The organism is Allobosea sp. 47.2.35 (assembly GCF_024655635.1).
Lineage (GTDB): Bacteria > Pseudomonadota > Alphaproteobacteria > Rhizobiales > Beijerinckiaceae > Allobosea.
In genome coordinates, this window is the sequence record NZ_JANLGI010000024.1 from 37,869 (window position 1) to 50,822 (window position 12,954).

The 12,954-nt window shown below is 68.1% G+C and carries 13 protein-coding genes; 4 read left to right on the top strand and 9 right to left on the bottom strand.

Going from position 1 to position 12,954, the window contains the following annotated elements; all coding sequences use genetic code 11:
- Window positions 1-7: 7 nt before the first annotated feature.
- Genes NUV79_RS22085 through NUV79_RS22095 form a run of 3 tightly spaced genes read left to right on the top strand, consistent with a single transcriptional unit; the run spans window position 8 to window position 3,379 of the window.
- A complete protein-coding gene (locus NUV79_RS22085) occupies window positions 8-688 on the top strand; it encodes an RraA family protein (protein ID WP_257735225.1) in 681 nt (226 codons plus the stop codon).
- Between the two features lie 11 nt (window positions 689-699).
- The gene (locus NUV79_RS22090) at window positions 700-2,376 is read left to right on the top strand and encodes a cephalosporin acylase I (protein WP_257735226.1); all 1,677 of its coding nucleotides are present in this window, start codon (window positions 700-702) and stop codon (window positions 2,374-2,376) included.
- 37 nt (window positions 2,377-2,413) lie between these two features.
- On the top strand, window positions 2,414-3,379 hold the full coding sequence (locus NUV79_RS22095; RefSeq protein WP_257735227.1) for a 2-hydroxyacid dehydrogenase: 966 nt from the start codon (window positions 2,414-2,416) through the stop codon (window positions 3,377-3,379).
- 21 nt (window positions 3,380-3,400) lie between these two features.
- Here the strand turns inward: NUV79_RS22095 and NUV79_RS22100 are convergent, their stop codons facing one another.
- From NUV79_RS22100 to pobA, 6 genes are all read right to left on the bottom strand, one after another.
- Window positions 3,401-4,117: an ABC transporter ATP-binding protein gene (locus NUV79_RS22100; protein ID WP_257735228.1), complete on the bottom strand. Its 717-nt coding sequence runs from the start codon at window positions 4,115-4,117 to the stop codon at window positions 3,401-3,403.
- The gene (locus NUV79_RS22105) at window positions 4,104-4,862 is read right to left on the bottom strand and encodes an ABC transporter ATP-binding protein (RefSeq protein WP_257735229.1); all 759 of its coding nucleotides are present in this window, start codon (window positions 4,860-4,862) and stop codon (window positions 4,104-4,106) included. The genes NUV79_RS22100 and NUV79_RS22105 overlap by 14 nt, the downstream gene beginning before the upstream one ends.
- Complete coding sequence (locus tag NUV79_RS22110) at window positions 4,859-5,866, bottom strand: branched-chain amino acid ABC transporter permease (protein ID WP_257735230.1); 1,008 nt, start codon at window positions 5,864-5,866, stop codon at window positions 4,859-4,861. Before NUV79_RS22110 ends, NUV79_RS22105 begins: the two co-directional genes overlap by 4 nt.
- A gap of 1 nt (window position 5,867) precedes the next feature.
- Complete coding sequence (locus NUV79_RS22115) at window positions 5,868-6,731, bottom strand: branched-chain amino acid ABC transporter permease (protein ID WP_257735231.1); 864 nt, start codon at window positions 6,729-6,731, stop codon at window positions 5,868-5,870.
- 73 nt (window positions 6,732-6,804) lie between these two features.
- Window positions 6,805-7,998, bottom strand: a complete 1,194-nt coding sequence (locus NUV79_RS22120; protein WP_257735232.1) for an ABC transporter substrate-binding protein — start codon at window positions 7,996-7,998, stop codon at window positions 6,805-6,807.
- A gap of 139 nt (window positions 7,999-8,137) precedes the next feature.
- Entirely contained in the window at window positions 8,138-9,310 is a 1,173-nt protein-coding gene (gene pobA, locus NUV79_RS22125) for a 4-hydroxybenzoate 3-monooxygenase (RefSeq protein WP_257735233.1), read from the bottom strand.
- A 131-nt stretch (window positions 9,311-9,441) separates the two neighbouring features.
- Here pobA and NUV79_RS22130 point away from each other — a divergent pair, with 131 nt between their 5' ends.
- A complete protein-coding gene (locus tag NUV79_RS22130; protein WP_257735234.1) occupies window positions 9,442-10,317 on the top strand; it encodes a helix-turn-helix domain-containing protein in 876 nt (291 codons plus the stop codon).
- 2 nt (window positions 10,318-10,319) lie between these two features.
- Here NUV79_RS22130 and pcaDC read toward each other — a convergent pair whose 3' ends face one another.
- The 3 genes from pcaDC to NUV79_RS22150 all read right to left on the bottom strand — a co-directional run.
- Window positions 10,320-11,501: a bifunctional 3-oxoadipate enol-lactonase/4-carboxymuconolactone decarboxylase PcaDC gene (gene pcaDC, locus NUV79_RS25290; protein WP_308218237.1), complete on the bottom strand. Its 1,182-nt coding sequence runs from the start codon at window positions 11,499-11,501 to the stop codon at window positions 10,320-10,322.
- 10 nt (window positions 11,502-11,511) lie between these two features.
- Window positions 11,512-12,609 carry a lyase family protein gene (locus NUV79_RS22145; protein WP_257735235.1) on the bottom strand — a complete coding sequence of 366 codons (1,098 nt, stop codon included), beginning with the start codon at window positions 12,607-12,609 and terminating at the stop codon, window positions 11,512-11,514.
- A gap of 38 nt (window positions 12,610-12,647) precedes the next feature.
- On the bottom strand, window positions 12,648-12,954 hold a 307-nt coding region (locus NUV79_RS22150; RefSeq protein ID WP_308218238.1), incomplete at its 5' end, for a CoA-transferase.

Genomic DNA, 12,954 nt, shown 5'->3' on the forward strand with positions numbered 1-12,954 from the left:
GAGAGAAATGCCCGATTATCGCATCGAAGCCATGCCCGAGCAGCTGCCGGCGGCGCTGGTCGAGAAGCTGCAGAAGGTCGAGACCGCGACCATCGGGCATTCCCAGCATTGGGGCTTCATGGATCGCGGCATCCAGCCGCTGCTGCGCGGCAAGCGCATCGCCGCCGCCGCCGTGACGCTGGCGATCCCCGGCCAGGATTCGACCCTGCTGCACCACACGCTCGGGCTGCTGCGTCCCGGCGATATCCTCGTCGTAGACCGGCTCGGTGACGACAAGCATGCCTGCTGGGGCGGCGGCGTCACGGTGGCGGCGAAGGCTGCCGGCGCGGTCGGCGGCATTGTCGACGGGCCCTGCACCGATCTTGCCGAGATCGAGGATTCCGATTTCCCGATGTGGTGCCGCGGCATGTCGCCGATCACCACCCGGCTCTACAATCTCGGCGGCACGCTCAACCTGCCGATCTCCTGCGGCAATGTCCCGGTCAAGGCCGGCGACGTCATCCTCGCCGACGAATCCGGCGTGCTGGTGCTGCCTCGGGCCGAGGCCGAGGCGATCGCGGATGCCGCCATCGCCCGGCAGGAGCGCGGCGAGCGCAACCAAGGCAGGGTGAAGGCGGGTGAGAAGCTCGGCGACATCTCCGGCGCGACCAAGATGGTGCTCGACGCCATCGCCGCGGCGAAAGGCTGACGAGGCCCGCCATGAACGCTCCCGTCCCCGTCCCGCGCGTCGCCGACTTCACCTGCGAGAAGAAGCCGGCAACCGGCTCGCGCGGCATGGTCGTCACCAATCATCCGCTCGCCTCGGCGGCCGGCGCGCAGATCCTGCTCGCCGGAGGCAACGCCATTGACGCGGCGGTCGCCTCGCTCTTCGCGCTGACGGTGGCCGAGCCGATGATGGTCGGCATTCTCGGCGGCGGCCTGAGCCATATCCGGCTCGCCGACGGGCGCCATGTCGTGATCGACAATCTCTCGACCGCGCCGGGCAAGGCGACGGCCGATATGTACGAGTGCCTGTCCGACGAGATCGGCAAGCAGCGCGACACGCGCGACCGGGAGAACGTGGTCGGGGCCAAGGCGGTCGCGGTTCCCGGCGCGCTCAAGGGCTGGTGCGAGGCGCTCGCCCGCTTCGGTACGCTGACGCTGGCCGATGTTCTCCAGCCGGCGATCGGGCTGGCGGAGCGCGGCTTTGTCGTCACGCCCTATCTCTCGAACTGCATCACCGACAACGCGGGCGATCTCGCCCGCGATCCCGGCCTCGCGGCGATGCTGCTGCCCGGTGGACAGCCGCTCCAGCCGGGCATGCGGCTGGTCCAATCCGATTATGCCGCGAGCCTGAAGCTGATCGCGGCGGAAGGGCCTGAAGCGCTCTATGGCGGCAAGCTCGGCCGGGCGCTGACCGACTACATGGCCGCCAATGGCGGGTTGATCGATCAGGCCGATCTCGCCAATTACCGCATCGAATTACGCGAGCCGATCCGGGGTTCCTATCGCGGCTACGAGATCATCGGCCCGCCGCCGCCCTCGTCCTCGGGCGTGCATATCGCGCAGATGCTCAACATTCTCGAAGGCTATGATATCGGCTCGCTCGGCTTCGGCTCGACCGACGCCGTGCATCTGCTGGCCGAAGCCCTGAAGATCGCCTTCGCCGATCGCGCCGTGGCGACCGCCGATCCGGCCTTCGTCAAGGTTCCGGTCGCGAGGCTGATCGACAAAGCCTATGCCGACGAGCGCCGCGCCCTGATCGCGATGGAGCAGGCGAAGAGCTGGACGGCAGGGCTCTCCGGCGGCGAATCTGCCGACACCACCCATGTCACCGTCGCTGATGCCATGGGCAATGTCGTCAGCGCGACGCAGACGATCAATGGGTTGTTCGGCGCCTGCGTGCAGATCCCCGGCACCGGGATGATCGCCAATAACTACATGTTCAATTTCGATCCGCATCCTGGCCGGGCGCTCTCGATCGCGCCGGGCAAGCGAGTCTTCACCTCGATGGCGCCGATGATGGCGGTGAAGGACGGCCGGCTTGCCTTCGCGCTCGGTCTGCCCGGCGCCTTGCGCATCTTCCCCTCGGCCCTGCAGGCGATCGTCAACCTGATCGACCATCGCATGAGCCTGCAGGAGGCGGTCGAGGCGCCGCGCGTCTGGACCGAGGGCGGCGTGCTCGAACTCGAGGAGGCGATTCCCGAGCCCGTGGCGCAGGCGCTGATCGCGCGCGGCCACAAGGTGGTGCGTTCGCCGCGCGTCGCCGGTGGCATGAACGCCATCGCCTTCAACCCGGACGGCACCTTGACCGGCGCCGCCTGCTGGCGCGCCGACGGCACGCCCGTCGCCATCTCCGGCGGGCTCGCCCGCGCCGGTGCCCGCTTCACCATCTGACCCGATCTCTCCACCGATCCTGCGACTGGACCATCCCATGCCCGAGACCATCTGCCTCCTCGACATGACCACACCCGAGCGGGCCGACCGCCTGCGCGCCTTCCTGCCGGAAGGCTTCGTGCTGACCCATGGCACCGCCCGCGGCGACGAGCACATGAAGGAGATCATCGCCGAGGCCGATTATGCGATCTCCGGTCAGGTCGGCGTCTCCGGCGACGTGCTGCGGGCCGCGAAGAAGCTCAAGCTCCTGCATAAATGGGGCGTCGGCTACGACAATATCGACATCGAGACGGCCAAGGAGCTCGGGATCAAGGTCGCCCGCACGACCGGCTCCAACGCGGTCGCCGTCTCCGAATTCGCGCTCGGCCTGACGATCTCGACGCTGCGCCTGATCGCCTATGGCAATGCCGAACTGAAGAAGGGCAACTGGCGCACCGGCCAGTTGCCGTCCGATACCTATACGCTCTCCGGCAAGACGGTCGGCGTCGTCGGCTTCGGCGCGATCGGCAAGAATTTCGCCAAGCTGCTGAAGGGTTTCGGCTGCACGATTCTCTACAGCAAGCGCACGCCGCTCGATGCCGCCGAGGAAGCGGCGCTCGGCGTGAAGCATGCCTCGATCGATGAGATCCTGACCCAGGCCGACGTCGTGTCGCTGCATTGCCCGCTGACGCCCGAGACCAAGGACCTGATCGACCTCGCGGCGCTCAAGAAGATGAAGAAGACGGCGGTGCTGATCAATTGCGCGCGCGGGGGTGTGGTCAACGAGGCCGATCTCGTCACGGCGCTCCGGGCGAAGGAGATCGCGGGCGCGGCGATGGATGTCTACGAGATCGAGCCGCTGCCGGCGGACAGCCAGTTGCTGACCCTCGACAATCTCGTGACCACGCCGCATCTCGCCGCGATGGCCGCCGACAATTTCGCGCCGGTGGTGAAGCGCATGTTCGCGAACATGCAGCATGTCTCGCGTGGCGAGCCGGTGCCGCCGCTCGATCTGGTGGTGTGACGTGAGGTTGGCGTCGGCGGCTCAGTGCAGCCCGCCGACGCCGATATAACGTTCGAGCACCTCGGCATCCGTCCGCAGGGCGTCCGGCTTGCCTGACCAGACGATCCGACCGCGTTCGAGGATAATGACGTCGTCGGCGAAGGCGAGCGCGCTTTCCAGCCGTTGCTCGACGAAGAGGATGGTCATCGCGCCGCTGCCGGCGAGCCGGCCGAAAGCCTCCATCAGCATGTCGCAGATCACTGGCGCGAGGCCCTCCAGGGGCTCGTCCAGTAAGAGCACCGAGGGTTGGCCGAGGATGGTGCGGGCCGTCGCCAGCATCTGCTGCTCGCCGCCGGAGAGTTGTGAGCCGAGATTGCGACGGCGCTCGCCGAGGCGCGGAAAGAGCGCATAGGCCTCCTCGATCGCGCTGCGCGGGCGGCCCTTGAGCCCGGCGAAGAGATTTTCCTCCACCGTCAGCCCCTTGAATATCTCTCTGGTCTGCGGGACGAGGCCGATGCCGCCATGGGCACGCGCCGCCGTGCCGAGCGCGGTGACGTCCTGTCCGCCAAGGTGGATACTGCCGGCATAGCGGCGGGTCAGCCCCATCAGGCTCGCCATCAGCGTGGTCTTGCCCATGCCATTGCGCCCGAGGATGGAAAGGCGCCCGCCGGCCGGCACCGCAAAGGAGATATCCTCCAGCACATGGGTCTGGCCGTAACCCGCGCTGAGGTTCCTGATGTCGAGCTCAGCTGCCGGCATGGGCATAGCTCCCGAGATAGGCTTCGCGGACCTTGGGGTCTCTCGCAACTTCGGCCGGCAGGCCCTGGAAGATCAGCTCGCCTGCCGCCAGCACGACGACCCGTTTCGCGAAGCGGAAGACGAGGTCCATGTCGTGCTCGATCATCAGCACGGCGAGCGAGGCGGGCAGGCGGGACAAGGCTTCCTCGATGCGCGGCGTGTCGCTGGAGGGTACGCCGGCGGCGGGCTCGTCCAGCAGCAGCACCTTGGGGCGCTGCGCCAGCGCAATGGCAATTTCCAGCAGGCGCTGCTGGCCGTAGGCGATGGTGGCGACCTTGCGGCGGGCGACCTCGGTCAGGCCGAGCGTGGCGAGGATTTCGGCCGCTTCGTCCGTCGCTGCGGAATCGCCGTGGAAGCGGGCTAGGATGCGCGTCGCCCGGCCGAGGCGCTGCAGGATGGTCATGACGACATGCTCTTCCGGCGTCATGTCCGGGAAGAGGCGCGTGACCTGGAAGGTTCGGACGAGGCCGCGCCTGACACGCTTGACGGCGCCCAGGCTGGTAATCTCCTCGCCCGCAAGTGTGACGCTGCCTGCGCTGGGCGGGATGCGGCCGGTGACGAGATTGACGAAGGTGGTCTTGCCGGCGCCGTTCGGGCCGATCAGGGCGAGGCGCTCGCCCTCGGTCATCGCCAGCGAAATATCGCTGTTGACCTTGAGCCCGCCGAACGCCTTGGAGAGGTGCGAGACTTCGAAGACCGCGCTCATCGGCCGGTCCTCCAGCGCTCGCGGGTCAATAGCCGGGCAAGCTCGTCGAGCGTGCCGGAAAGCCCGCGCGGGGCGAAGAGCACGATCGCGATCAGCACGGCGCCGACCAGCGTCATCCAGTGGAACGGGTTGATCGCGGCGACGATGTGCTCAAGCGCCATGAAGATCACCGTGCCGATCAGCGCGCCGTAGAGATGGCCGATGCCGCCGAGCACCAGCATGACCAATGCGTTGGCCGAAATCTCGAAGCTCACGCTGTCGAGGCCGACGACCTGCGTTGCGATGGCCGCGAGCGCACCGCCCATGCCGGCTACGGTGCCTGAGATGACGAACATCTTGAGCAGGACCGGGAAGGCGTAGATGCCGAGCGCGCTGATCCTGAGCGGGTCTTCCTTCAGGCCGCGGCAGACCATGCCGAAGGGCGAGCGCGTGACGAAGCGCAGCACGGCGAAGACGATGAGGAGCAGGCCGAGGCCGAAGAGATAGGCGCTGCGGCCCCAGAGATCGAACTCGAAGAGGCCGAAGAGCGGGGCCGGGCTCATGCCGGAGAGACCGTCGCTGCCGCCGGTGATCGAGGAGGCCTTGTTGGCGGCCTCGTGCAGGAGCTGGACGATGGCGATCGAGAGCACGAGCTGCGGCAGGCCATGGGCGCGCAGCATGATCGCGCCCATCAGAAGCCCCATGGTCGCGCCGGCTACGGCTCCGATCAGGATCAGCAGGACGGGGTCCGTGACGCCGTTGATGCAGGCGATGCCGGCAGCATAGGCGCCCGCGCCATAGAGCGCGCCCTGACCAAGCGAGGCGACGCCGCAATAGCCGACGATCAGGTCGAGCGAGAGCACGAGCAGCGCGACCGAGATCACACGGGTCAGGAAGGCGAGGTTGTCGGGAAAGAGCCAGTAGCCGGCGAGGCCGACAAGCGCGATCAGGGCGAGGCCGAGGAGGTCGCGGCCGAGCGTGCGGCTTGCGGATGCGGCAACGGGCATGGTCGTCGCGCTCGCCATGCTACTGCGCCCGCCCCATCAGACCGCGCGGGAAGGCGCAGACCACCAGGATCACCGCGAGATAGAAGAAGAAATTGCCGAAATCCGGCACGAGATAGCGCGCGGTGACGTCGATGGCGCCGAGCAGCAGGCAGGCGGCGAGCGCTCCGGGAATCGAACCGGCGCCGCCGACCGAGACGACGACGAGGAAGGTCACCATGTAGCGCAGTGCGTAATACGGCTCGATCGGCAGGAACTCGGCGCCGACCACGCCGCCAAAGGCCGCAAGCCCGATCGCCAGCGCGAAGCTCGCGGCATAGATGATCTCGGTGCGGATGCCGAGCGTGCGGGCCATCGGTGCGTTCTCGACGGCGGCGCGCAGATGGATGCCAAAGCCGGTGCGCTCGATCAGGAACCACAGGCCGCCGGCGACGGCGAGGCCACTCGCGATGACGAAGAGCCGGTGGCCGGCGATGCTGCGGAAGCCGAGATCGACCGAGCGGGCGAGTTCGGCCGGCAGGGGTATCGTCTTCAGGGTCGGGCCGAAGAAATAGTTGGTGATGCCGATGACGCAGAAGGTGATGCCGATCGTCATCAATACCTGCGAGAGCTCGCTGCGGTCATAGATGCGGCGATAGAGCAGCCGCTCCAGCGGCACGGCGATGATGACCGTGCCGATCATCGCGAGGATGATACCGAAGCCGTAGCCGAGGCCGAGATCGCGGGCGGCGTAAGATGCGATGTAGCCGCCGATCATGGCGAAGGCGCCATGGGCGAGGTTCACCACCCGCATCAGGCCCATGGTCAGCGACAGGCCGATGCAGATGATGAACAGCGCCATGCCATAGGCCAGCGCGTCCATGGCGATGCTCAGCGCGGTCTGCATGCTGCGGGCCTCGTCGAACGGGAGCGGATGGCGGGAGCTTGCGCGCTCCCGCCGTGTTTCAGGCTTGGGGCCGTTACTTCGTCAGGCCGGAATCCTTCTGCTCCGGCACGCTGGCGATCTCCTTGTTGATCCAGCGGCCCTGCGCATCCTTCGCGACTTCGCGCAGATAGATCGTCTGCGTGATGTGGCGGGTCTCGGGATCGATCTTGACCGGGCCGCGCGGGCTTTCCCAGCCGAGGCCCTTCACCGCCTCGACGGCCTTCTCGGCGTCCTGCTTGCCCGCGGTGGCCGCGATCATCTTGGAGATCACGAACATGCCGTCATAGGCGCCGACCGCGGGGAAGGAGACGAGATCGGGCGCGCCGATCGCCTTTTCGGCTGCGGCGACGAAGCGCTTGTTGATCTCGGACTCATGCGAGACCGCGTAGTGGAACGAGGTGATCAGGCCGGCGGCCGCTTCGCCCAGGGCCGGCAGGTCCGATTCCTGGGTCAGGTCGCCCGGCGCGAAGAGCTTGACGCCTGCCTTCTTCAGGCCGGTATCGCTGAAAGCCTTGACGAAGCCGAGCGTCGGCGGGCCCGACGGCAGGAAGGCGAAGACGCCCTCGGCCCCGGCATCGCGGATGCGCTGCATGATCGGGCTGAACTCGGTGGTGTTGAGGGGAATGCGGATCGCTTCCTTGACCTCGCCGCCGGCCGCCTCGATCGCCTTCTTGAAGGCGGTTTCGGCATCGACGCCGGGGCCGTAATCGCTGACGATCGAGACGAATTTCTTGACGCCGCGCTCCACCGCCGCCTTGCCGAGCGGCGTCGTGGTCTGAGACAGGGTGAAGGAGGTGCGCACCACCAGCGGCGAGGAGGTCATGATCGCCGAGGTCGCGGCGTTGAAGATCACCAGCGGGACATTGCCCTGCTTCAGCAGCGGGGTGATCGCCATCGCGTCCGGCGTGAAATAGACGCCGCCGAGATATTGCACCTTGTCGCGCACGATCAGCTCCTGCGCCAGCGCGCGGGCCTGCTGCGGATTGGCGGTCGGCAGGTCGCGATAGACCAGCTCGATGTCGTGGCCGACGACGCTCTTGCCGTTCTGCGCCAGCCAGGCCTCGGCGCCGGCCTGGAAATTCTTGCCCTGCAAGGCGAAGGGGCCGGAGAACGGCCCGATGATGCCGACCTTGATCGTGTCCGCCATGGCGGAGGCACTGAGCGCCAGCGCCCCGGCGAGAGCCAGCGCGCCGGCCGGCAGCAACCTGTTCAGGAAACCCTTGGTCATTTCATCTCCTCCCGATCCTGCCTGCGATCCCGCAAATGCCTTGCGTGGGTCGAAGCTCTAGCTGCTTGGGCCGGTCGCCGCCATGGCGCCGTGCCTCTTGTTGTCACCAACGCAATTTTCTGCCGCGAGGGCAATGCCCTCAATATGGCAGGCCGACATAGTTCTCGGCGACGGCGGTGGCCGCCGCGCGGGAATGGACGAGGTAGTCGAATTCCGCTTGCTGGATGCGCTGGTCGAAGCCGTCACGCTCCGGGAAACGATGCAGCAGGTTGGTCATCCACCAGGAGAAGCGCTCGGCCTTCCAGACGCGGGCGAGCGCCCGCGCCGAATAGCCGTCGAGGCCGGCATTCGAGCCGTCGCGATAGTGCTCGCGGAAGGCGTCGAAGAGATAGCGGATGTCGCTGGCGGCGAGGTTGAGGCCCTTGGCGCCGGTCGGCGGCACGATATGGGCGGCGTCTCCCGCGAGAAAGAGCCGGCCGAAGCGCATCGGCTCGGCGACGAAAGAGCGCAGCGGCGCGATGCTCTTCTCCAGCGAAGAGCCGGTCTGCACGGCCTCGGCGATCTCGGCCGGCAGGCGGCGGCGCAACTCGTCGAAGAAGGCGTCGTCCGACCAGTTCCCGACCTTTTCCTCCAGCGGGACCTGGACATAGTAGCGGCTGCGCTCGGCCGAGCGCATCGAGCAGAGCGCGAAGCCGCGTTCGTGATTGGCGTAGACCAGTTCATGCGCGGCCGGCGGCTTGTCGACCAGCAGGCCGAGCCAGCCGAAGGGATAGACCCGCTCGAATGTCTGCAGAGATGTCGTCGGGACGGAGGCGCGAGAGACGCCGTGATAGCCGTCGCAGCCGGCGATGAAATCGCAATGCAGCTCCTGCTCCTGCCCGTTTGCCCGGAAGGTCACGCGAGGCAAGGTGCCGTCGAGATCATGGAGCGCGACATCCTCGGCCTCGTAGATCGCCGGCCGGCCGAGCGCCTGGCGGGCCTCGATCAGGTCGCGCGTCACCTCGGTCTGGCCGTAGACGGTCACCGTCCTGCCGCCGCTCAGGTCTTTCAGATCGAGGCGGTGGAGCGTGCCGCCGAAGGCGAGCGAAAAGCCATCATGGACCAGGCCTTCGTGATCCAGCCGCGCCCCGACGCCGGCCTCGTGCAGGAGATCGACCATGCCCTGTTCGAGCACGCCGGCACGGATGCGCGACAGCACATAGTCGGCGCTGCGCCGTTCGAGGATGACGTTGTCGATGCCGGCGCGCGACAGGAGCTGCCCGAGCAGCAGTCCCGCGGGCCCGGCGCCGATGATGGCGACCTGCGTCCGCATTGTTCTTCTTTGCCTCCCGCGAAGCAACGGTTTGCACCGTTCGATCCGCAGGTTGATGCTAACGCTTTCACTGACGTTGACGGAATGGAGGATTCGCGCATTGTCTTGGACAAATCGATCGTGAGTGCGCCATGCCCGGCAGAAGCGTCCCCGCCTACTGGCTCTATGGCGAGCGCCTGACGGAGCGCTTTCCGGACGCGCTGCATATCGAGCCGATCGTGGCGCGCAGTTCCCTGCATGGCTGGACGATTCAGCCGCATATGCATCACGATCTCTTCCAGTTCTTCCTGGTCACGGCGGGGGGAGGGCGCACGCGCGTGGATGGGCGCGAGCACGCCCTGTCGCCGGGCTCGGTGCTGCTGCTGCCGCCCTCGACGATACACGAATTCGCCTTCCTCGACGATACCGACGGGTTCGTCGCCAGCGCGGCCGCGACCTCGTTGAAGCGCCTGTTCTCCAGCGAGCCGGAGGCTCGCGCGCTGCTCGGCAGCGCGGCGGTGCTGCATGTGCCGGTCGGCGGGGGGCAGTATGCCGGGCTCGATGCCACGCTCCGGCTGGCGATGAGCGAGTTCGCGGCCAACCGGCCGGTGCGGGAATTTTCGCTCGGCGCCTATGCCGACCTGATCGCGGCCTGGTTCACGCGGGCGATGCGCGGGGCGCGAGCGGTCGCGGAACCGGCGCGGGATGCGCGCGCCGAACTCGTGCGCCGCTTCGTCGAGCAGGTCGAGGCGCGCTTCCAGCATCATGATGCGCTGACGGATTATGCGTGCACGCTCGGCACCTCGGTGCCGCATCTCTCGCGCTCGTGCCGGGAGCTGCTCGGCCGGTCCGCCGCGCGGGTCATCCAGGACCGGCTGATGATCGAGGCGCGGCGTGACCTCGTCTACACGTCGATGTCGATCTCGCGGATATCGTTTCGGCTGGGTTTTGCCGATCCCGCCTATTTCTCGCGCTTCTTCGCCAAGCGGACAGGCGTGTCGCCCTCGGATTACCGGGCGAAGGCCTGAGTTCAGCCGGCCGCCTCGATCTCCTTCATCACCGCGGCAGCCTCGGCAAAGGCGGTATTGCCGGCGGGGACGCCGGCATAGATCGCCGTCTGCATCAGCACCTCCTTGAGGTCGTCGCGGGTGAAGCCGCCCCGTGTCAGCCCGGCGCGGACATGCAGACGGAACTCCTCCCAGCGGCCGAGGCTCGCGGTGATCGCCAGCACGAGCAGCCGGCGCGTCCGGTCGTCGAGGCCGGGCCGGCTCCAGATCTCCTGCCAGGCGATGCGGGTGATCATTGCCTGAAATTCGGCGTTGAACGGCGTGCGGTTGGCGAGGGAGCGGTCCACCCAGGCATCGCCGAGCACGCGGCGGCGGTTCTTGAGGCCGGCTTCGAACAGGGTCTCCGCCGCGTCCTGTGTATCCGGGGCGGGAGAGAGGAAGGCGCGGAGGGCGCCGGCCAGCGCGGCGGGCGCTTCCAGCGGGGCGAGATGGCCGCAATCGAGCCGTTCCAGCGCAGCGCCGGGGATGGCCGTGACGAGGTTCTCGCCATGGCCAGCGAAGGGTGTCGAGGCATCGCGTTCGCCGACGACGACCAGCGTCGGGCAGGCGAGGGCGGGGATGCGGCCGATCATCTCCATGTCGCGGATCGCGGCGCCCGCTCCCGCATAGCCCTCGCTGTTCATGGCAATGAGGCTGCGCCGGACACTCGCGGCGACTGCCGGCTGCCCCACCGTGAAGGCCGGCGACAGGAAGCGCTGCATGGCAAGGTCGGCGATCGCGGCGGTGCCGCCAGTGCGGACTTTTGTGATCCGGTCCTGCCAGGCCGTCTTGTCCATGGTGGCGGAGGTGCAGATCAGCGCCAGCGCCGAGACGCGCTCGGGCCGGGAGAGAGCCAGTTCCATCGCGATCATGCCGCCGAGCGAGACACCGGCCACAGCCGCTTGTGCGATGCCGGCCGCGTCCATGACGGCGGCGACATCACTCGCCAGCATGGCGAGGGTATAGTCGCCGTCCGGTGCGTCGGATGCGCCGTGGCCGCGCGTGTCGAGCCTCAACACGCGGAAGGCCCCGAGCAGGGCCGGCATGGCGGCGTCCCACAAGCCGAGATCGGTGCCGATCGAGTTGAGCAGGACGAGCGCCGGCTTGTCGTCGGTGCCCTCGAGCTTCCAGTAGATGCGGGCGCCGTTGCTCGTCGCGAAAGGCATCGTGCGTTCCTCAATCGTCCCTTGCGAGCAGCGCGGCGACCAGGGTCGCGCTTTCGCCGATATCATTGCCGAGCCCGGCTGCTGCGAGATTGCGGGCGATGGCCGCTTCGTCGATCTCCAGCCCTTCCGCGACCGTCGCCATGGCATCGGCGGCGCCGGCCGCGAGCAGGAAGAGATCGGCCAGCGCCGGGCCTTCCGCCTGCCAGCCGCCGAGGCCACGCTCCTGCTCCGCGGGGAGGCCTGCGAGGATGCCGGCGACGAGACCGGGCGCGCGCAGGCTGGCGGAGAGCGCGACCTGACAGCCGGTCGGGTTGCGCTTATGGGCCATGGCTGAGGAGCCGCCGCGGCCAGGAATAGCGGGTTCGCGGGCCTCGGCGATGCCGTTCTGGGCCAGAAGCGAGACGTCGCGCGCCATCTTGCCGAGCGCGCCGATGGCGATGGCGAGGGCCGCCGCGATGCCGGCGATGCCGCCGCGGCGGGCATGCCAGGGCGGTGCGTCGGGGAGGCCTAGCGCGGCGGCAAGGCCGGCGGAGACGGCAGCGGCCTTGCCGCCGAGGCCGGCTCGGGAGCCGGCCGCGCCGCCGAATTGCAGGGCGGCACCTGCCTGGACTTCATGGCGCAGACGGGCCGCGGCTTCCGCGACGCCAGCCTGCCAATGCGTGATGCGCAAGCCAAAGCCGATCGGCAGTGCATCCTGCAACAGTGTACGGCCGATCGCCGGTGTCGCGGCATGGCGCCGGGCGAGGATGGCAAGCGCCGTCGTGATGCGGGACAGGTCGTGATCGAGCAGGCCGTTCGCGGTGCGGATCTGACAGGCCAGCACCGTGTCGGCGACATCCTGGCTGGTCGCGCCCTTGTGCAGGGCCTTGGCGGCGTCACCGCTCAAGGCGGCGCGCAGGCGCGCCACCAGCGGGATTGCCAGTGTGCCGGCGAGCGCCGCTTCTTCGGCCAGTTCGGCGGGGTCGATCGTGATCGAAGCGCAGAGTGCGGCGATGGCTTCGGCGGCCTCGGTGTCGATCAGGCCTTCGGCTGCCTCGGCGCGGGCCAGCTCCGCCTCGAAGGCGAGTGCATGGCGCAACGTGGCCGCGTCCGAGAACGCGGCCAGCATGGCTGGGGTCGTCGCCGGCCTTGCGCGGAGAAGCCCGCTCACGCGGCCTTTGCGAGGCTTGGCGCAACAGTGAAGGCGGCCTGCGTCTTCGCCTTGATCTCGTCGAGCGTGACGCCCGGGGCGATCTCGATCAGGGTGAGCCCGCCGCCATTGGCCTTGTCGCAGGTCATCACGCAGAGATCGGTGATGATCATGTCGACGACGCCGGCCCCGGTCAGCGGCAGGGAGCAGCGCTCCAGCACCTTGGATTCGCCGGCCTTGTTGGCGTGGTCCATCACGACGATGACCCGCTTGACGCCGGCGACGAGGTCCATCGCGCCGCCCATGCCCTTCACCATCTTGCCG